22 protein-coding genes are annotated in these 24,289 nt (G+C 42.2%); 17 read left to right on the top strand and 5 right to left on the bottom strand.

Translation table 11 applies throughout. From position 1 onward, the window contains the following. Positions 1-51 precede the first annotated feature (51 nt). Positions 52-720 (top strand): MIP/aquaporin family protein, encoded by a 669-nt coding sequence (locus ACESR9_RS05215; protein WP_045759670.1) that lies wholly within the window; start codon positions 52-54, stop codon positions 718-720. A gap of 309 nt (positions 721-1,029) precedes the next feature. Here the strand turns inward: ACESR9_RS05215 and ACESR9_RS05210 are convergent, their stop codons facing one another. Then, the gene (locus ACESR9_RS05210) at positions 1,030-1,887 is read right to left on the bottom strand and encodes a metallophosphoesterase (protein ID WP_155199806.1); all 858 of its coding nucleotides are present in this window, start codon (positions 1,885-1,887) and stop codon (positions 1,030-1,032) included. A gap of 175 nt (positions 1,888-2,062) precedes the next feature. Between ACESR9_RS05210 and prfB the strand changes: the two genes are divergently transcribed. From prfB to ftsX, 3 genes are all read left to right on the top strand, one after another. Further along, positions 2,063-3,158, top strand: a protein-coding gene (prfB, locus tag ACESR9_RS05205; RefSeq protein WP_100209015.1) for a peptide chain release factor 2 whose coding sequence is annotated in 2 segments (ribosomal slippage) — positions 2,063-2,134 and positions 2,136-3,158 — 1,095 coding nt in all. Because the reading frame shifts where the segments join, the coding sequence is not laid out codon by codon here. A 44-nt stretch (positions 3,159-3,202) separates the two neighbouring features. Then, on the top strand, positions 3,203-3,895 hold the full coding sequence (gene ftsE / locus ACESR9_RS05200; protein WP_003008021.1) for a cell division ATP-binding protein FtsE: 693 nt from the start codon (positions 3,203-3,205) through the stop codon (positions 3,893-3,895). Further along, positions 3,888-4,814: a permease-like cell division protein FtsX gene (ftsX, locus tag ACESR9_RS05195; protein WP_042759907.1), complete on the top strand. Its 927-nt coding sequence runs from the start codon at positions 3,888-3,890 to the stop codon at positions 4,812-4,814. Before ftsE ends, ftsX begins: the two co-directional genes overlap by 8 nt. A 69-nt stretch (positions 4,815-4,883) precedes the next feature. Here ftsX and ACESR9_RS05190 read toward each other — a convergent pair whose 3' ends face one another. Continuing rightward, entirely contained in the window at positions 4,884-5,525 is a 642-nt protein-coding gene (locus tag ACESR9_RS05190) for an MBL fold metallo-hydrolase (RefSeq protein WP_155199804.1), read from the bottom strand. A gap of 118 nt (positions 5,526-5,643) precedes the next feature. Between ACESR9_RS05190 and ACESR9_RS05185 the strand changes: the two genes are divergently transcribed. From ACESR9_RS05185 to ACESR9_RS05145, 9 genes are all read left to right on the top strand, one after another. After that, a complete protein-coding gene (locus ACESR9_RS05185; RefSeq protein ID WP_155199832.1) occupies positions 5,644-8,097 on the top strand; it encodes a bifunctional DnaQ family exonuclease/ATP-dependent helicase in 2,454 nt (817 codons plus the stop codon). A 4-nt stretch (positions 8,098-8,101) separates the two neighbouring features. Continuing rightward, positions 8,102-9,082, top strand: coding sequence for a YeiH family protein (locus ACESR9_RS05180; protein WP_049472428.1), 981 nt, complete (start codon positions 8,102-8,104; stop codon positions 9,080-9,082). Positions 9,083-9,115: 33 nt separating this feature from the next. Further along, on the top strand, positions 9,116-10,345 hold the full coding sequence (locus ACESR9_RS05175; RefSeq protein WP_155199803.1) for an FtsW/RodA/SpoVE family cell cycle protein: 1,230 nt from the start codon (positions 9,116-9,118) through the stop codon (positions 10,343-10,345). A gap of 19 nt (positions 10,346-10,364) precedes the next feature. Continuing rightward, on the top strand, positions 10,365-10,916 hold the full coding sequence (locus ACESR9_RS05170; protein ID WP_155199802.1) for a DJ-1 family glyoxalase III: 552 nt from the start codon (positions 10,365-10,367) through the stop codon (positions 10,914-10,916). A gap of 166 nt (positions 10,917-11,082) precedes the next feature. After that, positions 11,083-11,646, top strand: coding sequence for an HAD-IA family hydrolase (locus tag ACESR9_RS05165; RefSeq protein WP_049491087.1), 564 nt, complete (start codon positions 11,083-11,085; stop codon positions 11,644-11,646). 12 nt (positions 11,647-11,658) lie between these two features. Continuing rightward, positions 11,659-13,608 (top strand): DNA topoisomerase (ATP-hydrolyzing) subunit B, encoded by a 1,950-nt coding sequence (gyrB, locus tag ACESR9_RS05160; RefSeq protein ID WP_031574061.1) that lies wholly within the window; start codon positions 11,659-11,661, stop codon positions 13,606-13,608. Between the two features lie 86 nt (positions 13,609-13,694). Next, entirely contained in the window at positions 13,695-15,419 is a 1,725-nt protein-coding gene (ezrA, locus tag ACESR9_RS05155; protein WP_155199801.1) for a septation ring formation regulator EzrA, read from the top strand. Positions 15,420-15,533: 114 nt separating this feature from the next. Then, positions 15,534-16,202 carry a phosphoserine phosphatase SerB gene (serB, locus tag ACESR9_RS05150; RefSeq protein ID WP_347112948.1) on the top strand — a complete coding sequence of 223 codons (669 nt, stop codon included), beginning with the start codon at positions 15,534-15,536 and terminating at the stop codon, positions 16,200-16,202. Beyond that, the gene (locus ACESR9_RS05145; protein WP_373105873.1) at positions 16,187-17,302 is read left to right on the top strand and encodes a glycerate kinase; all 1,116 of its coding nucleotides are present in this window, start codon (positions 16,187-16,189) and stop codon (positions 17,300-17,302) included. The genes serB and ACESR9_RS05145 overlap by 16 nt, the downstream gene beginning before the upstream one ends. A 42-nt stretch (positions 17,303-17,344) precedes the next feature. Here ACESR9_RS05145 and ACESR9_RS05140 read toward each other — a convergent pair whose 3' ends face one another. After that, positions 17,345-17,797 (bottom strand): DUF1694 domain-containing protein, encoded by a 453-nt coding sequence (locus tag ACESR9_RS05140; protein ID WP_070588825.1) that lies wholly within the window; start codon positions 17,795-17,797, stop codon positions 17,345-17,347. A gap of 211 nt (positions 17,798-18,008) precedes the next feature. On the opposite strand from ACESR9_RS05140, the gene eno reads away from it, so the two are divergent. Beyond that, positions 18,009-19,313, top strand: a complete 1,305-nt coding sequence (eno, locus tag ACESR9_RS05135; RefSeq protein ID WP_021153554.1) for a surface-displayed alpha-enolase — start codon at positions 18,009-18,011, stop codon at positions 19,311-19,313. A 257-nt stretch (positions 19,314-19,570) separates the two neighbouring features. On the opposite strand, the gene ACESR9_RS05130 is transcribed toward eno, so the two are convergent. Both ACESR9_RS05130 and ACESR9_RS05125 read right to left on the bottom strand, forming a co-directional pair. Then, positions 19,571-19,756, bottom strand: coding sequence for a hypothetical protein (locus ACESR9_RS05130; RefSeq protein WP_003002861.1), 186 nt, complete (start codon positions 19,754-19,756; stop codon positions 19,571-19,573). A 95-nt stretch (positions 19,757-19,851) separates the two neighbouring features. Next, positions 19,852-20,862 carry a lactonase family protein gene (locus ACESR9_RS05125; RefSeq protein WP_373105871.1) on the bottom strand — a complete coding sequence of 337 codons (1,011 nt, stop codon included), beginning with the start codon at positions 20,860-20,862 and terminating at the stop codon, positions 19,852-19,854. 168 nt (positions 20,863-21,030) lie between these two features. Between ACESR9_RS05125 and ACESR9_RS05120 the strand changes: the two genes are divergently transcribed. From ACESR9_RS05120 to budA, 3 genes are all read left to right on the top strand, one after another. After that, on the top strand, positions 21,031-22,206 hold the full coding sequence (locus tag ACESR9_RS05120) for an AI-2E family transporter (RefSeq protein WP_070506531.1): 1,176 nt from the start codon (positions 21,031-21,033) through the stop codon (positions 22,204-22,206). Continuing rightward, complete coding sequence (locus ACESR9_RS05115; protein ID WP_023918624.1) at positions 22,196-23,425, top strand: tetratricopeptide repeat protein; 1,230 nt, start codon at positions 22,196-22,198, stop codon at positions 23,423-23,425. The genes ACESR9_RS05120 and ACESR9_RS05115 overlap by 11 nt, the downstream gene beginning before the upstream one ends. 72 nt (positions 23,426-23,497) lie before the next feature. Continuing rightward, complete coding sequence (budA, locus tag ACESR9_RS05110; RefSeq protein WP_023918623.1) at positions 23,498-24,214, top strand: acetolactate decarboxylase; 717 nt, start codon at positions 23,498-23,500, stop codon at positions 24,212-24,214. Positions 24,215-24,289: the final 75 nt, after the last annotated feature.

Raw genomic sequence — 24,289 nt, 5'->3', positions numbered from 1 at the left:
GTGTGGTTTTTTGATAAACTAGTCAACAGTTTGAAGAAAGGAAACTTAGTTATGAAAAAGTTTTTTGCTGAAGTAATCGGCACATTTATGCTTGTCTTTATCGGGACTGGCGCAGTTGTTTTTGGAAATGGAACAGAAGGTCTAGGACATTTAGGAATTGCCTTGGCATTCGGTTTATCCATTGTTGCAGCAGCTTACTCAATTGGGACTGTTTCTGGTGCCCACTTGAACCCGGCTGTTTCGATTGCCATGTTTGTGAACAAACGCTTGTCTTCAAAGGACTTGGTTAATTATATTGCAGCGCAAGTAGTGGGTGCGGTTCTCGCATCTGCAACAGTTCTCTTCCTCTTGTCAAATTCAGGTATGTCAACAGCTAGTCTTGGTGAAAATGCCCTAGCGAAGGGTGTGACTCCATTTGGCGGTTTCTTGTTTGAAGTGATTGCGTCCTTTATCTTTATCTTAGTCATCATGACAGTGACATCAGCTACCAAAGGTAATGGGAAAATCGCTGGTCTTGTCATAGGTTTGAGCTTGACTTTGATTATTCTTGTTGGTTTGAACATTACAGGACTTTCTGTTAACCCAGCTCGTAGCTTGGCTCCTGCACTCTTTGTAGGTGGTGCAGCCCTCCAACAAATTTGGATCTTTATCTTGGCTCCAATCGTTGGCGGTGTTCTGGCTGCAATCGTTGCAAAAAATCTTTTGGATACAGAAGAGTAAAAAAATTGGTCCCAGAGGGACCAATTCAGATTGAAAACAAAGTCATATAAAAAACTTTCCTTAGGTGAGTACGGACGTCAGCGAACTTCTTCGAAGTTCCATGACTAATTATTGAGCCTAGGGTCTCAATAATTCCGAGTGCCTGAAATGTTATTGTTTCAGGCACTTTTCTCACAGCGGAAAGTTTAGGTATTTTCTCGATCGATTTAAAAATTGGAACTTATTTATTTTTTTGCAGAATCGCTTAACTTATTTTACTTTAAAATAGTTTGTCTACATTCTAAATTGGTTCCGAAGGAACCAATTTTTTTATAGTTCAAGGATCGTCATGGCTTGAGAAAATTCATGAGCGAGCTGTTTTTTCTTGTATGCTTTAAATTCGGGGAGTTCTTTAATTCTGCGATAGCGTTTGTAGGGATCGTATCGTTTTGGAAAATCATATTCAGGAAAAGCATCGAAAAATTGTTTGCAGAGCTCCCATTCTCGGACATAGCCTAAAGGTCTGGCATGATAGGTGATGTTGTCAATGGTTGTTGCTGGCATTCGATGGTGGCTATGACCAAAAATCACCTCTTTGACAGGATATTGTCTAAACAGTTCATGAAAGGCTTGGCTCCCTAGAAAAGCATTAAAGCGTTCAAAATAAGGGTGGCGCAGGAGAAACTGACTATGAGGAACAAAGTGCATGGCGATGATCAGGGGTTGGTTTACTCGCATGAGCTCTTGTTCCAGCTCTTGCAACAGACGTTTGGTAATGGCTGGATCAGATCCCATTCGTTGGAGGCGTCTGTCAAACCAAAATAGATTTTTGGTTTGGAGATGTTTTTGGGGAGAGATAGTAGGAACAAAACTGTAGTCATACCAGCCCGAAAAGGCAAGAAGCGTATGATTGGAGAAGGGAATCTTTTGAAATTCAAAAGGTCTCATGGCTTCTTCTGATAGGCCCAGCATATCATGATTTCCTAGGCTAAAGGTCACTGGAAGGTGATATCGGAGTTGGTCTAAAAATTCCTGTGACGTCTTTTCAAAGCCGTTGGCAATATCTCCTGCAATATGGAGATGTTGAATTTTTTTGTCCTTGAAAAGAGTGATCAGGGTCTCTAATTCTTCTTTGCCGAAGTTGTTTGAATCAATATGTAAATCGGACATAAAAGCTACTGTTGTCATGCTACCAGTCTAGCATAAGAGGATCTTTTTTTCTAACAATTAGGTTACAAATGAATAGAAAAAATGCTGAAAATCAGCTGGCTTGGCAGTGGTCAACCAGTAGATCCAATATTGGAAGGTGGGCAAATAGTGAAGGTTATGATATAATAGACTAGATACATAGAAAGAGGTACTTATGGACATTTCAGAAATTCGTCAAAAAATTGACGCAAATCGTGAAAAATTAGCTTCTTTCAGGGGGTCTCTTTGACTTAGAGGCATTGGAAGAAGAAATTGCCATTTTAGAAAATAAAATGACAGAACCTGATTTTTGGGATGATAACATTGCTGCGCAAAAGACATCTCAAGAATTAAATGAACTCAAGCAGACCTATGAAAATTTCCATCAAATGGTGGATCTCTTTGATGAGTCAGAAATCTTACTGGACTTTTTGGCAGAAGATGATTCGGTCAAAGAAGAATTGATCGAGAAGTTGGAGGAGCTGGATAAACGTATGACCAGCTATGAGATGACCTTGCTATTGTCTGAACCCTATGACAATAATAATGCCATCCTAGAAATCCACCCAGGTTCAGGAGGGACAGAAGCTCAGGACTGGGGCGACATGCTTCTTCGGATGTATACTCGTTTTGGAAATGCCCACGGCTTTAAAGTTGAAGTCTTGGACTATCAGGCTGGAGATGAGGCTGGAATCAAGTCTGTGACCCTATCCTTTGAAGGGCCACATGCATACGGTCTTCTGAAATCTGAAATGGGGGTACACCGTTTGGTTCGAATCTCTCCATTTGACTCCGCTAAACGTCGTCATACCTCCTTTACATCTGTTGAGGTCATGCCCGAATTAGACGATACCATTGAAGTCGAAGTTCGTGATGATGATATCAAGATGGACACCTTCCGCTCTGGTGGAGCTGGTGGACAAAACGTCAACAAGGTCTCTACAGGGGTGCGCTTGACCCACATTCCGACAGGGATTGTAGTGGCATCCACCGTGGATCGGACCCAATACGGGAACCGTGATCGTGCGATGAAGATGTTGCAAGCTAAACTCTACCAATTAGAGCAAGAGAAAAAAGCAGCAGAAGTGGATTCTCTAAAAGGGGATAAAAAAGAAATCACCTGGGGAAGTCAAATCCGCTCCTATGTTTTTACCCCTTATACCATGGTTAAGGATCACCGGACCAACTACGAAGTAGCGCAGGTGGACAAGGTGATGGATGGAGATATCGATGGCTTTATCGATGCCTACCTTAAATGGCGTCTCCAATAACCTCGAGGGAATCAACCAGAAAAGAATGAAAGGAATTTCATTACATGTCAATGATTGAAATGAAAGATGTTGTCAAAAAGTATGACAACGGGACGACGGCCCTTCGCGGGGTCTCTGTCCAAATTGAACCAGGAGAATTTGCCTACATCGTAGGACCTTCTGGTGCAGGGAAGTCGACCTTTATTCGACTTTTATACCGTGAAGTCAAACACGATAAAGGAAGTTTGAAAGTAGCTGATTTTGATTTGGATAAAATCAAAAAACGCGATATTCCTATGTTGCGACGCAATGTGGGAGTGGTCTTCCAAGATTATAAATTGCTTCCAAAGAAAACCGTTTATGAAAATATTGCCTACGCAATGCAAGTTATCGGTGAGCGACGTCGCAATATTAAAAAGCGTGTTATGGAAGTTTTGGATCTTGTCGGATTGAAACACAAGGTCCGCTCATTCCCGAATGAATTGTCAGGGGGAGAGCAACAACGGATTGCGATTGCTCGTGCGATCGTCAACAATCCGAAAGTCTTGATTGCGGATGAGCCAACGGGTAACTTGGACCCAGATAATTCATGGGAAATCATGAATCTTTTGGAGCGGATTAATCTGCAAGGGACCACAGTATTGATGGCGACCCACAATAGCCAGATTGTAAATACTTTACGTCACCGTGTCATCGCGATTGAAAATGGTCGTGTAGTGCGTGATGAAGCGGAAGGAGAGTACGGATACGATGATTAGAAGATTTTTCCGACACTTAATCGAATCGCTTAAAAGCTTGAAACGAAATGGTTGGATGACGATTGCAGCGGTCAGCTCGGTTATGATTACCCTTAGCTTGGTTGCTATTTTCGCCTCAGTTATTGCCAATACTATCAAGCTTTCAGATGATATTCAAAATAGTGTGCGGGTTGTAGTATACATGCGCAAGGATATTCAAGACCAGAGTGAGCAAATTGAAAAAGACGGTCAAACCGTGACCAATGAAAACTACCATAAGGTCTACGATGCTCTGACAGCCATGAAACATGTTGACAAGGTTGATTTTTCTAGCAAGGAAGAACAGTATGATAAACTGATCAAAACGGCTGGGAACAACTGGAAGATTTTTGATGGAGATGCCAATCCTCTCTATGATGCTTATTATGTAGAGACGACTGCTCCTAAATATGTAAAGCAAGTTTCGGCTGATGCCAAAAAAATTGAAGGAGTTTCTGAGGTTAAAGATGGCGGGGTCGATACCCAACGCTTGTTCGCTCTTGGAACCTTTATCCGAAACTGGGGCTTGATTGGTGTAGCTTTATTGATCTTCATCGCAGTCTTCTTGATTTCAAATACCATTCGGATTACCATCATTTCACGTAGTCGTGAGATTAAGATTATGCGACTGGTAGGAGCAAAAAATGGCTATATTCGTGCACCATTCCTTTTAGAAGGTGCTTGGATCGGTCTTTTGGGAGCCTTGGTTCCTTCAGCTTTGGTCTTCTATGTTTATAATGTTGTCTATACATCTATGAACAATAACTTGGCAGATCAAAACTTGTATCTCTATAGTCCTCATCTCTTGGTACCGATCATGGTCGGTGGCCTCTTTGGATTAGGAATTTTGATTGGAGCGATTGGTTCTTCAATCTCCATGAGACGTTTTCTTAAGATATAATAAAAAAGCAAGTTCGCACTTGCTTTTTTTGTCTACTGTTATGAGGACAGGAAGGATGATAAGGACTCTTTAGGATTGTCTAAAGAAGGGATTGAACATCTTCTCGTGACCAATAGAAGTCTCAGGGCCATGACCGGGATAGACAGTGTAGGAAGATGGAAGGGTAAAGAGTTCTTCTCTGATACTGCTAAGCAACTGTGTCGCGTTCCCTGTTGGAAGATCGGTCCGTCCAATGGTTTCGCGAAAAAGGGCATCACCAGATAGAACCAGGTGATCCTCAGGAAAGACGATAGAGACTCCTCCTGCAGAGTGGCCTGGTGTCTCCAGAACATAAAAGTGGAAATCAGCTATTTGGTAATCGGAGCGAATGTCATAAAGGAAGTCGGCCTCCTTACATACCACATCTTCTAAATCCGCATGACGATCCAAACCAGATAAATTATCGACTGGAGAAGACAACCAACTGGCTTCTGCTGAATGGACATAAACAGGTGGGAAATGATAGGTCTGACGAACCTTTTCAAGACTCATAATGTGATCGTAATGTGTATGGGTTAAAAGAATCGCTACGATGGGTTTTCCGATGCGATCAATTTGTTTTTGAATAGTTGCCCAGTCACTCCCTGGATCGACAAGAATGAGGGAGTGGTCATTTTCAAGGTAGTAGGTGTTTTCATAAGCTACAGGATTAACGGTACGATAGATTTTCATAAGGACTCCTTTCTAGAATAGTGTATCAAATTGCGAGGAAAATAACAGGATTGAAGTCAGCATGAAAGGAGAAAAAAATCTGCAGAGCTTGCTCAAACGTGATATAATTTTAAGTATTATGACAAGACAGAAACGGAAATATGCCATTGTGGATCTGGAAGCGACCAGTGCTGGAAGCAATGCTAAGATCATTCAGGTTGGGATTGTCATCATTGAAGATGGGAGGATTACGCAATCCTATGAGACGGATGTGAATCCCCACGAACGATTGGATGAGCATATCAAACAATTGACTGGCCTGACAGATGCTCGCTTGAAAAAAGCTCCAGAGTTTGCACAAGTGGCAAAAGAAATTTTTGAATTAATAGAAGATGCCGTCTTTGTGGCCCATAATGTCAAATTTGATGCGAATTTATTGGCAGAAGCCCTCTTTTGGGAAGGATTTGAGCTAACGACTCCTCGGATTGATACGGTTGAATTGTCTCAAATTTTCTATCCGACTTTAGAACGCTACAATTTAGGAGCGCTTGCAGCTGAACTGGAAATTGAGTTGCACCATGCTCACTCCGCTTTAGCGGATGCTATGGCAACAGCCCAGTTGCTGTTGAAATTGAGAGAGAAAATTGCGAGCTTGCCAAGGGGATTGATCGAAAAACTTCTTTCGATGGCAGATTGTTTGATTTATGAATCACGACTCTTAATAGAAGATGCGCTTGAAGACAGTAGCCTTTTTTTACCAGCTCATTTAGTAGAAGTTCATGGTCTCTACCTGCGAAAGCCACAGCAGTTTTTAGAAAGTCGTCATTTGTCTGAACAGTTTGAATTCAATATGCAGTTGTTGGGAATGGAGGCTTATCCGGAGCAGAGAGAATTTGTTGCCTATATCGAGGACAGTTTGCAACAGCCACTTCCGAGTTTTATTGAAGCGCCAACGGGTATTGGGAAGACCTATGCCTATCTATTAACGCTTTTGGCGAAAACATCCAAGCGCATTCTTGTCAGTGTTCCGACTAAAATTCTTCAGGATCAAATTATGAAGAAGGAAGGAAAGACTATCCAAGATCTTTTCCAAATTCCCTTTCATAGCCTGAAAAGTCCCAAGGATTACATCCAACTCGATAAATTTTATGAGGCCTTACAGAGTGAGTCAGATAATGGGATGATCCGACGCTTTAAAATGCAACTGTTGGTTTGGCTGACCATGACGGAAACGGGAGAGCTCAGTGAAATTGGCCAACTCTATCGTCATCTTCATTTTGTAGCTGACATTTGCCACGATGGCCAATTGTCGAAACGTTCACTTTTTTATCAGGAAGATTTTTGGCGTCTCGGCCAGGAAAAAGTGAAAACCAGCCGGGTAATTCTGACCAATCATGCCTATCTGTTAACTCGTCTAGAAGATGATAAGAGTCTACTTCAAGAATCTGTTCTGGTAGTGGATGAAGCGCAAAAACTCTTCTTTGCTTTAGAGCAGTTTTCACAGAGAGAAGAAAACTTGCAATCTCTTCTTCTAGGCTTGCAACATGCCATCGAAGAGGAAAAAGATCTTCTGCAAAGGCGTTTGCTGGAGAGTATTCAATTTGAGTTAAATGCCTGCTCTAAGGAAGTTGTACAAGGAAAACCAGCCATCTTATCAGATCAAACAGTGGAAAAAATGCGACAGGATGTATCGGAATTAAAAAATGAATCATTAGAGAATCTAAGAGAATTGTTTGATGAGCGCTACCAAACCTTTTGGATGGACAAGGAAGTGGTCGAAAGCCACCAGATTCTTCGTCTCCATGGAGGAGTTGAGGACTTGCTATCCTTTAGGGAGTTTGTGCCTGAAGAAGTACCCGTGCTCTTTGTATCAGCGACGATCGCTATCAGTAAAAAGGTGCATTTACCTACCCTTTTGGGATACCAAGAGCAGCAGATCTACCGGGTGCCAATAACAGTCAAACAACACCAGGAATTGTTGGTGCCGATAGATTTTCCAGATGTCGTTTCTTTATCTTCTGTGGAGTATGCAAGAGAGATTTGTCAGCTCATCGATGAACTCCTTCCTCTAAGAAAACCAATTTTTCTTTTGTTTACCTCAAAAGAATTGTTACTGGAGACGTCAAACGCATTGAAGTTTCCTCATTTGGCCCAGTATCGAAATGGTGATGCAGCTAATATTAAGCGGCGATTTGACCGAGGAGAAAGCTCCATTTTATTGGGAACAGGAAGCTTCTGGGAGGGAGTCGATTTCTCTCAACAAAAAGAAGTGATTCAAATCATCACGCGCCTTCCTTTTGACAATCCTAAAGATTATATGGTTCAAAAGCTGAATACAAAACTCAGAGAACAGGGGAAAAATCCCTTTTACGACTATAGTCTTCCAGTCGCGATTTTAAGGCTAAAACAGGCTATTGGGAGAACCAGCCGTTTTCAAGATCAGGAATCTCTGGTCCTCTTATTGGATCAGCGGGTGGTAACCAAGCGATATGGAAAACAAATTTTGGACGGGTTGCAACAAGTGTTGCCCCTTCACACGACATTGAGAGAGCGGCTTGTTGAGCAAGCAGCTGACTTTTTTGAAAGGAATTGAGAAAATGAAAAATAAAGGATTTGGACTTGCAATTGCATTTGTACTGGCACTTTGTGCTATGTTGTTGGGAACTTTCTTTCCCATTATTGGCTCCAGTGTTTTTGCCTTAATTTTAGGAATTGTCCTTAATGAATTTGTGGATTTGCCGGAGAATTCACGACCAGGCTTGAACTGGTCCGGTAAGAAATTGTTGCAGTATTCGATTATCTTCATGGGATTTAGCTTGCCCATTGCGACAGTTGCCTCTACAGGTTTATCTTCTTTAAAGATTAGTCTGCCGACGATAACCGTTGCCTTTCTTGCAGCGATTATTTTTGGGAGAGTCTTCCACCTGAAATCTCATCTACGGACCTTAATTGGGTTTGGTACAGCTATTTGTGGTGGATCTGCTATTGCAGCAGCAGCTCCGATCATTGAAGCAGACGAAGAGGAAATTGCCCTATCTATGTCAACTATCTTCTTCTTCAACATTTTGGCTGTCTTTATCTTTCCAGTATTAGGGCATTTATGGCATATGTCTAATTTCCAATTTGGCCTCTGGTCAGGAACAGCCATTAACGATACGTCATCTGTTGTAGCAGCAGCATTTTCATACAGTAAAGCAGCGGGGCAAATGGCTACAATTGTTAAGTTAACACGCGCCCTGATGATTGTACCAGTTTGTTTGGGCTTGATCGGTTTAAAATGGTATAGGAGTAAACAACAAGGAAGAAACAAAGGAATGTTAAAGAAAATTATTCCTTGGTTTATTATCTGGTTTATTGTGGCTTCCATTCTTTCTTCTATTGGCCTGGTACCTAAAGTGGTCCTACCTTACCTAAATGACCTTTCTCACCTCTTTATGGCCATGGCCTTGGTTGGAATCGGAAGCAAGGTTTCTTGGAAACAGTTCCGTGCGGCAGGAGCAGCCCCCCTTCTGGTAGGTTTGATTGCTTGGTTCTGTGTGGCAGGATCTAGCTTGATTCTACAGATGTTGTTCTATTAATTAATTTGATGATTCTCACAGAAAGGAATGTGAATGAAGAAAAATCATTTTTGGACGATCCACCTGGATTATTCGATCATTGGAATTGTCTTCACCCTACTTATGATAGGGATCTTATCCGTTTATGTGGCAGTTTCTCATGATTATCCCCAAATGGTGTGGCCTTTTTTGGGGCAGCAATTAGCCTGGATTGGTGTGGGATGTATCATTTGCCTGATTGTGACGATTTTTAGTACGAAATTTCTTTGGAAAATCACTCCCTTTCTTTACCTACTAGGCTTGGCCTTGATGGTTCTTCCTCTTGTTTTTTATAATCCAAACTTGGTGGCTTCAACAGGTGCAAAAAACTGGGTAGCTTATGGAAACATCACCTTATTTCAGCCTTCAGAATTTATGAAGATTCCCTTCATCCTGATGCTGTCACGTTCTATTGTTCGATTTTTACAAAGAAATAAGGGGCGTGAGCGATTGTTACGACAAGATTGGTTTTTAATTCTAGAGTTGACCATCTATACAATTCCGGTCTTTGCCTTATTGGCCCTCCAGCAGGACTTGGGAACGGCCTTAGTATTCTTGGCCATCTTTGCGGGCTTAGTGCTCGTTTCAGGAGTTTCTTGGAAAATAATCTTGCCGGTCATCTTGCTTCTAGCAGGTGGGTTAGCAGGCTTTCTCTTTCTCTTTCTATCAGAAGGGGGTCGGGCTTTTCTGCACCAGCAAGTAGGGATGCCAACCTACCAAATGAACCGTATTTTAGCCTGGTTAAATCCTTTTGACTATGCACAAACAACCACCTACCAGCAGGCGCAAGGACAGCTAGCCATTGCCAGTGGTGGCCTCTTTGGTCAAGGATTTAATGTATCTAATTTATTGGTTCCCGTAAGGGAAAGTGATATGATTTTTACAGTAGTAGCAGAAGACTTTGGCTTTGTTGGAGCTCTTGTGCTGTTGATTTTATATGTGACCCTGATTTACCGTATTTTAAAAATCACCCTCCAGTCCAACAACCAATTTTATACCTATATTTCCATCGGATTCATTATGATGCTGGTCTTTCATATTTTTGAAAATGTCGGAGCGGTAACGGGCCTTCTCCCTTTGACGGGGATTCCTCTCCCCTTTATCTCACAAGGAGGATCGTCTATTATTAGTAATCTGATTGGTATTGGTCTGGTCCTCTCAATATATAATCATAGTAGCAAAAAGAAAGAGCCAGAAGAAGGGCCTCTAATCCGTAAAAAAATAGTCCTTAAAAAGGCGCAATAGATAGAAAGAAGGAATGAAAATGAAAAAAGTAGCAACGATTTTAGCAAACGGTTTTGAAGAAATTGAAGCCTTGACCATTGTCGATGTTTTGAGACGGGCTGGGATCGACTGTGACCTCGTTGGGATGGAAGAAACGGTCACAGGTTCTCACCAGATCACAGTGGAAGTCGACCGCCTCTGGAATGGAGACCTGTCAGATTATGATGGAATCTTCTTACCAGGTGGGATGCCAGGAGCTGCGAATTTGCGAGATAATCCGGAATTGATTGCAGCTCTCCAAGAAGAAAGTAGGAAAGGAAAAATCATTTCTGCGATTTGTGCAGCACCAATTGTCTTGGCACGTGCCGGCTTCTTAAAAGATAAACACTATACCTGTTACGATGGTTTTGAAGAAGAGATTCAAGATGGGTACTATCAGAAAGAAACAGTGGTGAAAGACGGGAATCTCTTGACCAGTCGTGGTCCTTCAACTGCACTTGCCTTAGCCTACGCCTTGGTAGAGCAATTTGGAGGAGATGCCCAAAGCCTTCGGCAAGGAATGCTCTATCAAGATGTCTTTGGAGATGCTTAACAAAGCTCTTTTGGACACCATATTTTCTGGTGAAAGATCACATTCTATGTCGGAAAATGACTTCTCTTTGATTTAAAATGAAATGACCGTAAAAAATGGCTAAAATCCCCCCTAAATGAGGGTTTTTAGCTTATTTTTTTTGTCCATTTGTGGTATAATATTGACTATGAATTATCATGATTTTATATGGGATCTTGGTGGGACGCTATTGGATAATTACGAAACGTCCACAAATGCCTTTGTAGCGACATTGAAGGACTTTCACATCCAAGCTGATCATGATTCTGTTTATGCAGCATTAAAAATCTCAACACAGGATGCAATTCAAACCTTTGCACCTCATATTTCCAATTTTCGTACGGAATACAAGAAAAAAGAAGCCTTGGGCTTGCAAGAGCCGGTCTTATTTGAGGGAGCAAAAAAGTTACTAGAAGAGATCCAAGCACATGGAGGACGCCATTTTTTGGTATCTCATCGGGATCGCCAAGTTTTGACCCTTATTGAACAGACAGGTATTGCACCCTACTTTACGGAGATTGTAACAGCAGACGAGGGCTTTCCTCGAAAACCAGACCCAGCCTCTATGCTTTATTTGAAAGAAAAATATGGCATTCAAGACGGTCTGGTCATCGGAGATCGTCCGATCGATATAGAAGCTGGGAAGGCTGCAGGGCTTTCGACCTATTTATTTGATTCCATGCCACGCTTACACCAGTTTATATTTGAATAGAAAAGGGAAATTATGACAGAGGATAAACAGCAAGAAAATCAAGCACAAGAATATGATGCCAGTCAGATTCAGGTCTTGGAAGGACTAGAAGCCGTTCGGATGCGTCCGGGAATGTATATTGGTTCTACCTCAAAAGAAGGTCTTCATCACCTGGTCTGGGAAATCGTAGATAACTCGATTGACGAAGCCTTAGCTGGTTTTGCTAGCCATATTGAAGTTTTCATTGAAGCAGATAATTCGATCACGGTTGTCGATGATGGTCGTGGGATCCCAGTGGATATCCAAGAAAAGACAGGTCGACCTGCCGTCGAAACTGTCTTTACCGTACTTCACGCAGGAGGAAAATTCGGCGGAGGCGGCTACAAGGTTTCTGGTGGTCTTCACGGGGTAGGGTCATCCGTTGTCAATGCCCTCTCCACATCCCTCGATGTTCGCGTCTATAAAAATGGCAGTATCCATTACCAAGAGTATCGACGTGGACACGTTGTGGATGATTTGAAAGTCATCGGGGAGACAGATCGGACAGGGACAACCGTCCACTTTATTCCAGACCCAGAAATCTTCACGGAAACCACCGAGTATGATTTTGAAAAATTAAATAAACGGATTCAAGAATTAGCCTTTCTAAATCGTGGTTTGCGTATCTCCTTGACGGATAAGCGAGAAGGCCTGGAGCAAGAAAAGCATTACCACTACGAAGGCGGGATTTCTAGTTACGTTGAATACATCAATGAAAACAAAGATGTCATCTTTGAAACTCCGATCTACACAGATGGGGAAATGGATGATATTACTGTTGAAGTAGCCATGCAATATACCACCGGCTACCATGAGACGGTCATGAGTTTTGCCAATAATATCCATACTCATGAAGGTGGGACGCACGAACAGGGCTTCCGTACAGCTCTCACTCGTGTCATCAATGATTACGCTAAGAAAAATAAACTCTTAAAAGAAAATGAAGACAATCTAACTGGGGAAGATGTTCGAGAAGGCTTAACAGCAGTTATCTCAGTTAAACATCCAAATCCACAGTTTGAAGGACAAACCAAGACCAAACTTGGAAATTCAGAAGTTGTTAAAATTACCAATCGACTCTTTAGTGACGCCTTTTCGGATTTCCTTTTGGAAAATCCACAAATAGCTAAGAAAATCGTCGAAAAAGGGATTTTAGCAGCGAAAGCCCGCGTAGCTGCTAAGCGGGCGCGTGAAGTGACTCGTAAGAAATCAGGACTTGAGATTTCCAACCTACCTGGTAAATTGGCAGATTGTTCTTCAAACAATCCAGAAGAAACAGAACTCTTTATCGTCGAAGGGGATTCAGCCGGAGGATCTGCAAAATCAGGTCGAAATCGGGAATTCCAAGCGATTTTACCAATTCGTGGTAAAATCTTGAACGTTGAAAAAGCAAGTATGGACAAAATTCTAGCCAATGAAGAGATCCGTAGTTTATTTACTGCTATGGGAACTGGATTTGGTGCTGAATTTGATGTCACAAAAGCGCGTTATCAAAAATTAGTCATCATGACCGATGCCGATGTCGATGGCGCACATATTCGAACCCTTCTGTTGACCTTGATCTATCGCTATATGAAACCAGTCTTGGAAGCGGGATATGTTTATATTGCGCAACCACCAATCTATGGGGTCAAAGTCGGTAGTGAGATCAAAGAATATATCCAACCTGGTGCCAACCAAGAAGCAGAATTAGCTGCAGCTTTGGAACGCTATTCAGAAGGTCGCTCAAAACCAACCATCCAACGCTACAAAGGTCTTGGGGAAATGGATGATCACCAATTATGGGAAACAACCATGAACCCCGAACACCGCTTGATGGCACGGGTATCAGTAGACGATGCTGCGGAAGCAGATAAGATATTTGATATGTTGATGGGAGACCGCGTGGAACCACGTCGGGAATTTATTGAAGAAAACGCTGAATATAGTACACTCGATGTATAAAATTCAACGAACGCTTCCCATTAATGGATATTTTATGGTATAATTACTAGGATTACGTTCAAGTAATACGATGAAGGAGTTTTTATATGTCTAGTGGACTAATTGTTCTCATCTTTATTGTCGCCCTTATCTTGATTGTAGGATATGTGGTTGCAGTCATTTTGAGAAAACGAAACGAGGCCTTACTGGCAGCACTGGAAGAACGAAAAGAAAAGTTATATAACCTTCCGGTCAACGATGAAGTTGAGGCCGTAAAAAACATGCATTTGATTGGTCAAAGTCAAGTTGCATTTCGTGAATGGAATCAAAAATGGGTAGATTTATCCTTAAATTCATTTGCTGATATTGAAAACAATCTGTTTGAGGCGGAAGGCTACAATAATTCTTTCCGTTTCATGAAGGCTAAACAAGCTATTGACAATATCGAAAGTCAGATCCAGTTGATCGACGAAGATATCAAGGCGATTCGCCAAGCCCTTTCAGATCTTGAAGAGCAAGAACAAAAAAATAGCGGACGCGTGGTTCATGCCTTAGATATGTTTGAAGAACTTCAAAAAGAAGTCACTTCAGATCCAGATCGTTATGGCAGTGCGCTTCCTGAAATTGAAAAGCAAATTGGAAATATTCAATCTGAGTTTTCACAATTTGTCACCTTGAATTCTTCAGGTGACCCTGTTGAAGCAGCTGAAATCCTTGATACCGCTGAGAATCATATTGTGGCCTTAAAACAAATTGTTGAGCGAGTGCCAGAAATTGTCACCGATCTTCAGTCAAAACTTCCAGACCAATTAGAGGATTTGGAAAGTGGCTACCGAAAGCTTTTGGAATCTGGCTACCACTTCACTGAAACAGATATTGAATCTCGTTTCCAACAGTTGCATGCTTCCTTGAAGAACAATATGGCAAATGTATCCGCGCTTGAATTGGACAATGCTATTTACGAGAATGAGCAAATTCAAGAGGAAATCGATGCATTGTATCACATCTTTACTCGTGAAATCGAATCACAAAAAGTCGTGAAGAAGTTAGTGAAACAACTGCCTGGCTATTTGAAACACGCAAAAGATAACAATAGCAACCTTGCAGCAGAAGTGGAACGCCTTGGTAAAACATTCGTCTTGAATGAAGCTTTCAGCCAACAGTTAAAAGAGTTGGAAGCTGAGCTATCTTCACAAGAAAATGTGGTAGAAGATGCCTTGAAAGATTCATCTGAAACACAAAAGGCCTATTCTATCGTAGAAGAAGAATTAGAAGCCATCGAGGCTCGCTTGAAAGAAATCGAAGATGAGCAAATCGGCTTGAGTGATTCCCTTTCAAAAGTTGAAAAAGACGATGCCAATGCTCGCCAAAAAGTTAACATCTATGCTAACCGTTTGCATGCCATTAAACGCTATATGGACAAGCGAAACTTGCCAGGAATCCCTCAAGAATTCTTGGAATTATTCTTCACAGCAAGCAACAATACAGAGGCTTTGATGGATGAGTTGGAAGGGGATAAAATCAACATCGAATCAACCAATCGTTTGTTAGATATTTTGACCAATGATATGAATGAATTGGAAGAAGCGACTTATCGAATTGTACAAAATGCTACTTTAACGGAGCAGTTGTTGCAATATTCAAATCGCTATCGTTCATTTGATGATCATGTTCAAGCTGCCTTTGATGAGTCCCTTTATATTTTCGAAAGAGAATATGACTATGCGGCTTCCTTCAAAGTCATCTCAGATGCTTTGGAGATGGTAGAAGCTGGAGTGACCGATCGCTTTGTTACTTCGTATGAAAAAACTCGGGAGCAAATTCGCTTCTAATAACAAAAAAACGACTTTTTAGGAGGTCGTTTTTTTTTATCTTCAAATGATCATTGAAACTTGAAATTTAAACCCTATTTTTGTATAGTAAGGGAGAAATAAGAAGGGAAAGCGATGAAAGAAGTAACAGGTCTCCTCGTTATGGATGTAGATGGAACTTTGATCCAACAAGAAGGAATTGATTTACTAGCTCAAGAAGCTGGCGTGGGACAAAAAGTAGCAGAGATTACGGCACAAGCAATGAATGGAGAGTTGGATTTTAAAGCATCTTTACAGGCGCGTGTCGCTTTATTGAAGGGATTAGAGGCCTCTATTTTTCCGAAAATTGTAGAGCAGATGGACGTCACACCGGGAGCTAAGATCTTAATCACGGAACTGCATCAAAGAGGTTACAAGGTTGGCCTTGTTTCAGGGGGATTTCATGAAGTCATCGATCCTATCGCGAAGTCTTTAGGAATTGATCTGGTTCGTGCTAATCGTTTGCAGACTTTTGATGGCCGTCTGACAGGGAAAGTGCTCGGAGAGATTGTGACCCCTGAAAGAAAAAAAGACTCTCTCCGGACATGGGCGAGAGAAAATCATATTCCACGAAGTCAGACGATTGCTATGGGAGATGGTGCCAATGATCTTCCCATGATTGAAACAGCCGGAATCGGGATTGCCTTTATGGCAAAGCCGATCGTTGCCGAACGAGCTCCATACCGTATTGAAACGAGGGATCTAAGCCTTGTTCTTGAAATTCTAGACCAGCATAGAAAGGAAACAGCATGCATATCCTACTAGCACCGGATTCATTTAAAGAATCCTTATCTGCCAAACAAGTAGCAGAAGCCTTAAAAAAAGGATTTCAAGAGGCTCTACCAGATGCAACTTTTGACCTCCTTCCCATAGGGGATGGAGGCGAAGGCACCATGGAAACCCTAGCTGGAGTTCTGGATGTAACGGAGTACCAAACTCAAGTAACCGGACCATTTGGACAGCCTGTTTCAATGTCTTACTACCAAAAAGATGAGATGGCTTTTTTTGAGATGGCTTCACTTGTCGGTTTAGGCACCATTCCAGCTGAAAAACGAAATCCTCTTGAACTGGAAACACGAGGAATTGGTGAACTGATTTTGCAATTGGTTGACCAAGGGGTTAAAACGATCTGTGTGGGAATTGGTGGTTCTGCAACGAATGATGGTGGGATTGGAATGGCAGCCGGACTAGGGGTAGCCTTCTATGATGACCAAGGTCATCTGCTTCGTCCAGTTGGTGCTTCACTCGATCGTGTGGCTAGAATAGATACCAGTGCGGTTCCAAACGCATTACAAGACATCGAGCTCCAAGTCTTAACAGATGTCACCAATCCTCTCTGTGGCAGTCAAGGAGCAACCTATATCTATGGCGGGCAAAAGGGATTGAATCCCCTTCTGTTTCCAGCAGTTGATCAAGCTATGGAGGAATTTTATCAGCTAGCAGATGCCCGAATCTTATCCATGGCTGGCGCCGGAGCTGGAGGTGGTATGGCAGCAGGCTTGGTCGCTTTTGCGGGAGGTCAGATTTTCTCAGGAATTGAGAAAAGTTTGGATCTAATCGACTTCGATCGTAAGGTTCAAAAAGCGGATCTGGTCGTCGTGGGAGAAGGTAGGATGGACCTCCAATCTTTGTCTGGAAAAGCTCCTGTCGGGATAGCCAAACGAACACCAGAGAAGACCCCAGTGCTTGCTATTTGTGGCGCCTTAGCAGAGGATTTGCCAGCATTCCCAAGTCATCATATTGAGGCTGCCTTCTCTATTGTATCAGGTCCTTGTGAGGTGGCAGATGCACTCACTCATGCTGAAAAAAATCTGATTTCCTGTGCTCAAAATATTGGGAACCTTTTAAAAATAAAAGCAAACTAAAAAACCAATGGAAAGGAGATGTTCCCTTCCATTGGTTTTTCTTTAGCTAAAGAGACGTTTCCAAAATGATTTCTTTTCTGGACTGGCAGTCTCTTTTTTCTTTTCAAATAAATTTGGATACTGGAGACTCATATCTGTTGGTGAAATTCCAGATGGGTGGTCAGTATGGATGATGAGACCAAAGGGGGAATGGCGACAGTCATCCGAAACGATGCTTGCCACAAGACCAAGATCTTTGGTTTTTTTCAAATATTGTAGCTGGCTGCTTTCATCTAAAGCTGGGGAGATCTTGACCAAAACAGGATGAAAGCGATCTGAAATATCAGTGAGGATTGTCGAATACTGCTCCAGGTACATCTTGTCCCTTGCCTCCTCCAAGGTGCATGAAGCAATCACCCGCTCCTCATAAGTCTCCAAAAATCGACGCTGCTCATCCGGATTGAATCGAGTAGGACCAGCAGCTTTTTCTAAAATCGTTTTATTAATATCTGTCATAAGTTTAGTATAGCATAAAGCGTAGCAGAAGAGTAGAAGAATGCTAAAAAATTAAATAAGGAGGGGAAATGGCAGAAAATAAGATAGTGGAACCGTTTTCTTGTTAAAAACTTCTCAATTTTCGTAGATTTCCTTGTTTTTTCTTGAAAAAATAGCCTAATTACGATATGATAGAGGAGTAAAAAATATAACTCAATAAGGAGAGTAAGAAATGTCAATTATTACTGATGTTTACGCTCGCGAAGTCCTAGACTCACGCGGTAACCCAACACTTGAAGTAGAAGTATATACTGAATCAGGTGCTCATGGACGTGGTATGGTTCCATCAGGAGCTTCTACTGGTGAACACGAAGCAGTTGAACTTCGTGACGGTGACAAATCTCGTTACGGTGGTCTTGGAACTCAAAAGGCTGTTGACAACGTAAACAACATTATTGCTGAAGCAATCATCGGCTATGATGTACGTGATCAACAAGCTATCGACCGTGCTATGATCGCTCTTGACGGTACTCCTAACAAAGGTAAATTGGGAGCAAACGCAATCCTTGGTGTGTCTATCGCTGTAGCTCGTGCTGCTGCTGACTACCTTGAAATCCCACTTTACAGCTACCTTGGTGGATTCAACACTAAAGTTCTTCCAACTCCAATGATGAACATCATCAATGGTGGATCTCACTCAGATGCTCCAATCGCTTTCCAAGAATTCATGATCGTACCTGCTGGTGCACCTACATTCAAAGAAGCTCTCCGTTGGGGTGCTGAAATCTTCCACGCACTTAAGAAAATCCTTAAAGGTCGTGGTCTTGAAACAGCCGTTGGTGACGAAGGTGGATTTGCTCCTCGTTTCGACGGAACTGAAGATGGTGTAGAAACTATCATCGCTGCTATCGAAGCTGCTGGTTATGTTCCAGGTAAAGACGTATTTATCGGATTTGACTGTGCATCATCAGAATTCTACGATAAAGAACGCAAAGTTTACGATTACACTAAATTCGAAGGTGAAGGAGCTGCTGTCCGCACTGCTGCTGAACAAATCGACTACCTTGAAGAATTGGTAAACAAATATCCAATCATCACTATCGAAGATGGTATGGATGAAAACGACTGGGACGGTTGGAAAGCTCTTACTGAACGTCTTGGTGGTAAAGTTCAATTGGTTGGTGACGATTTCTTCGTAACAAACACTGACTACCTTTCACGTGGTATCGAAGAAAAATGTGCTAACTCTATCCTTATCAAAGTTAACCAAATTGGTACTCTTACTGAAACATTCGATGCTATCGAAATGGCGAAAGAAGCTGGTTACACTGCCGTTGTATCACACCGTTCAGGTGAAACTGAAGATTCAACAATCGCTGACATCGCAGTTGCAACAAACGCAGGACAAATCAAGACTGGTTCACTTTCACGTACAGACCGTATCGCTAAATACAACCAATTGCTTCGCATCGAAGATCAACTTGGTGAAGTAGCTGAATACCGTGGATTGAAATCATTCTACAACTTGAAAAAATAATCTAGTTTACTAGACTAGAAAGATCCTTGAGTCTTCTCAAGGATCTTTTTTTGCGATTGGGGTAAACAAAAATGAGGCTGGGACAAAAGTCCTGGCCTCTCAATTATTTTTGGATTGTCGAGCAAGACGCAGTGGTTGAGTGGGCTCTACTACGCTGATTTCATCAGCTTTTACAGCCCTACTCAACTGTGCGGAGGTGGGACGACGAAATCGAATTCTAACGAATTACCGATTTCTGTCCCACTCTCATCGTCTTATTAGAACAAGCCTTTGATTTTGTCCAAGGCACCGCTGACCATTTCATTTCCAGATACAAGCCCTTTAGCTTGTTCAAGGTAGTCACCGAGGTTGTCTTTGTTGTCATCGACAAATTTCTTTGCAGCGTCGAAATCTTTCTTTTCGATCATTTCTTTCACTTGGTTAAATAAGTCCAATGGATTCATGTTAGGGTCTCCTAAAATATAAGTTGTGAAGTCAGGCTCGCGCCTTTTTCTCATCTATTTAATCATTTTTTTAGAGGTTTGACAACTAAAACGACTTAATGAAAAACCGTACAAACGGCCTCTGGAACATAGAAGTCGTCGGATAGAAGGGTCAATTTTCCGCTAGCAGGATCCCGCTTGAAGACGGTGGTATTAGGTGAATCTTGATGGGCTGCAATCAAATAGTTTTGATCAGGACTAAGCGTGAAATCACGTGGATTGAGCCCTTGACTTGGAACAATTTCAATCAGTTCTAGGCTACCATCAGCCACAACTTTGAAGACCGCGATGGAATTATGAGCACGGTTAGATGCATAGAGGAATTTTCCATCAGCTGAGAGCTTGATTGCAGAAGCCCATTTTTGACCATCGTAGTCTGATGGAAGTGTGGAAACAGTTTGGAAGTGTTCGAATTCACCCATACCGTCATAAAAGAGTACATCGATCGTAGCATTTAATTCATTGATGAGATAGGCAGTCTTATAGTGAGGATGAAAGACCAGGTGACGAGGTCCTGCCCCTGGAGCTGTTTGATACTGATTGATCAGGGTCAGTTTTCCTTCCTCACTGACATCATAGACATGCAAACTATCAGTTCCTAGGTCACACGTGATCAAGTACTGATCTGGCGTAAGGTCTGCATAGTGGGTATGTGGACTTGCTTGATTGGCATGAGGACCACTTCCTTTGTGGGTGTCTTGATCGACAAAGGACAAACGCCCATCTGCCTCTATCTTATATACGAGAACTTGGCCTTTGTGATAGTTGGCTCCATAGATCAGTTGACGCTTGTCATCGACAGAGACATAGCAGAGTGGTGCTCCCTCTTCAACAACGTGATTGAGCGGCTGAAAATCAGCTGTAAAACTTGCGATTCCTCCTTTTCCCTCTTCAGCTCCGACACTGTAGAGGTTGCCTTTTTCAGAAAAAGCGATATAGGTTGGATTGGGCTCAGCTGCCACTAGTTCAAGTTGGCTCAATGTCCCTGTTTCAGGGTCAAATTGTGCCTTGTAAATTCCTTTGGATTCTTTTTTGGTATAGGTACCGAAATAAATGGTTTGAGACATAGGACACCTCGTATGATTTGTTAGGTTTATTATATCAAAGGTCCTATTGGAAGGCAATTGCTAGTTGAAAAGGCGAGGGCCTTTCTTTCTTATTTTGCTAGTTTTTTCGTAACTTCAAGCTCAAAAAATGCTAAAATAGAAACAGATTGAAATGAAAAGGAGTTCTCTGTGGATAATAAAGAAAAACAGTTTAGTTTGTCCTGGTTTTTTAGATGGTTTTTAGACAACAAGGCCATTACCGTATTTTTAGTTACCTTGCTGTTGGGCTTGAACCTTTTGGTTTTGAGTAAAATCACCTTTATTTTTATTCCTATTTTTGAGTTTGCAGGAGCCGTCATGCTGCCTGTCATTATTTCTGGTTTGCTCTATTACCTGCTTAACCCTATTGTTGACTTTCTTGAAAGAAAAGGACTCAAGCGGATTTTTGCAATTTCCTTAGTCTTTTTCTTGATTGCAGTGCTTTTAATTTGGGGTTTAGCTGTAGTGATTCCATCCGTCCAACGACAAGTGGTGAGTTTCTTTCATAACCTGCCAACTTATTTGGAAAAGGCCAATGCAACCATCGATGATTTTCTAGATAATCGCGTCTCCTCTGATATCAAACCCCAGTTAGATGAGATCACTAAGGAACTGTCTGCAAACATTACTTCTTGGGCCAGTTCGATCTCTGGGCGGGCTGTCAATTGGGTCAGCAACTTGATCGGAGTGGCTTCGCAAGTTATTGTTGCCTTGATCATTATGCCTTTTATTGTCTTTTATCTTCTTCGAGATGGAAAAAATTTAAAGGGCCACATTGTTCGCTTCTTACCAACTAAGATTCGTAAATCGGCTGAACAAGTTCTCTCAGATGTCAATACCCAACTCTCCAACTACGTTCGAGGGCAAATTACGGTAGCCATTGTCGTCGCCATTATGTTCATCATCTTCTTTAAGATCATTGGCTTGCGCTATGCGGTGACACTGGGGATCTCTGCGGGAATCTTGAATTTGATCCCATACTTGGGTAGTTTCTTAGCCATGTTACCTGCCTTAGTATTGGGCTTGGTAGCAGGACCAGAGATGTTTATCAAGGTCTTGATTGTATTTGCAGTGGAGCAAACCATTGAAGGACGTTTTGTATCACCTTTGGTTTTGGGAAGCCAGTTAAATATCCATCCGATTACCATTTTGTTTGTGCTCTTGACGTCAGGATCTATGTTTGGAATTTGGGGAGTTTTCCTTGGAATTCCAGTCTATGCATCTGCTAAGGTGGTGATTGGAGCTATCTTTGAATGGTATAAGGTCGTCAGTGGTTTGTATGAAGAACATAATGAAGTAGAAGAGGAAACACACAGTGAGTCATAGTCAACAAATGGTAGAGGCTCTCGATCGGCAGGAGCTAGAAGAAGCAGAAGTTCAATTTCAACAGGCTTTGTTAGAAGATAGTGAAGCACAATTATTGGATTTAGGTCAATATCTTGAAAGTATCGGTTTTTACCCTCAGGCAAAGGAGATCTATGAACAGATTGCAGAAACCTATCCAGAAGTGTATCTAAGTTTGGCAACTATCCTTGCAGAGGAAGGACAAATGGAAGAGGCCTTTGCTTATTTAGAAGAAATTGAGCCAGACTCTAACTGGTATGTGGCCAGTCTCTTGGTTAAGGCGGATCTCTATCAGATGGAAGGCCTAGCAGATGTGGCGCGTGAAAAATTAGTTGAAGCTGCTCATTTGTCTGATGATCCGATCATTCAATTAGGGCTAGCTGAAATTGATCTGGAATTGGAACGCTACCAAGAGGCTATCCAAGAGTATGCTCAATTGGACAATCGGGAGATTTTGGAAGCGACAGGTATTTCCACCTATCAACGGATTGGTTTTGCCTATGCCAATCTTGGTAAGTTTGAAGCAGCTGTTCCTTTCTTAGAGAAGGCTCTGGAGATTGAGTTTGATGACCAGATTGCTTACGAATTAGCGACCTTATTGTCTGACCAAGAAGAATTCCAAAAAGCCCTGATCTACTACAAACAAATTGATACCTTGTCGCCTGATTTTGAGGGCTATGAGTACGGTTATGCCTTGGCTTTACAGGCTGAAAATGACCGTGAAAAAGCGCTTGGGATTGCTAAACAAGGGATCCAGAAGAATCCCTTTGATGCCCAATTGAAGCTTCTTGCTTCTCAGCTTTCTTATGAACTTCACCAGCCTGAACAGGCAGAAGCTTATCTATTAGAGGCTAAAGAAGTGGCAGATGATCTCGAAGAGATTGCTCTTCGCCTGACCACCCTTTATTTGGAACAGGAACGCTTTGACCAAGTCTTGGCTTGGCAAAATGAAGAAGTCGAAACAGTTGTCACCCGTTGGAACATTGCCCGTGCCTTGGCTGCCTTGGAGAAAACAGAAGAGGCCGTCTCAGCCTACCAAGAGCTCTATGAGGATTTAAAGGACAACCCAGAGTTCCTCGAAGCCTATGTTTATTTGTTGCGTGAGGCTGGAGATGTGACGAAGGCGCGTGAAGTGGCTAATCAGTATTTGGCGATCGTACCAGACGATGTGCAGATGCAAACCCTCTATGATAGCCTCTAATCAAAACCATATCGTGAAGATTCGGAATAGTTTGTGGTATACTGGTAGAAGATAGAATGAGGAGAGAAAAACATGGAACCAGTGAAACTTTTTCAATACAATACCTTAGGTGCCCTAATGGCGGGTCTGTACGGGGGTTCATTTACGATTGGAGAACTCTTGGAATACGGAGATCTAGGAGTTGGGACGCTTGATTCTATTGATGGAGAGTTGATCGTATTAGATGGTAAGGCATATCAGGCCAAGGGATCAGGGGACCATCCTGAAATAGTCGAAGTTTCTCCGGATGCCAAGGTTCCCTATGCAGCAGTCGTCCCTCACCAAGCAGAAGTCATTTTCCGCCAACGCTTTGAAATGACGGACGAGGAATTGGAAGCCCGTATTGAATCTTATTACGATGGGGAAAATCTTTTCCGCTCCATTAAGATTCGTGGTGACTTTGCCAAGATGCATGTCCGTATGATTCCAAAATCAACACCAGAGATGAAGTTTGCAGAGGTTGCAACCCATCAGCCAGAGTATACACGGGAAAATGTCACTGGAACCATCGTCGGTTTTTGGACACCAGAAATTTTCCATGGCGTGAGCGTGGCTGGTTATCATTTGCACTTTATTTCAGATGACCACACCTTTGGTGGCCATGTCATGGATTTTGTCATCACAGAAGGGATTGTAGAGGTGGGAGCCATCGATCAGCTGGATCAACGTTTCCCAGTTCAAGACCGTCAGTACCTCTTTGCCAAATTCAATGTTGATGAGGTCAAAGAAGACATCAATAAAGCAGAATAAAAAGAGGCTGGGACAAAAGTCCTAGCCTCTCAATTATTTTTGGATTGTCGAGCAAGACGCAGTGGTTGAGTGGGC

Origin of the sequence: Streptococcus parasanguinis, assembly GCF_964238605.1 — a bacterium.
Classification (GTDB): Bacteria; Bacillota; Bacilli; order Lactobacillales; family Streptococcaceae; genus Streptococcus; species Streptococcus parasanguinis_AJ.
This window is presented reverse-complemented; position numbering and strand designations above follow the sequence as displayed.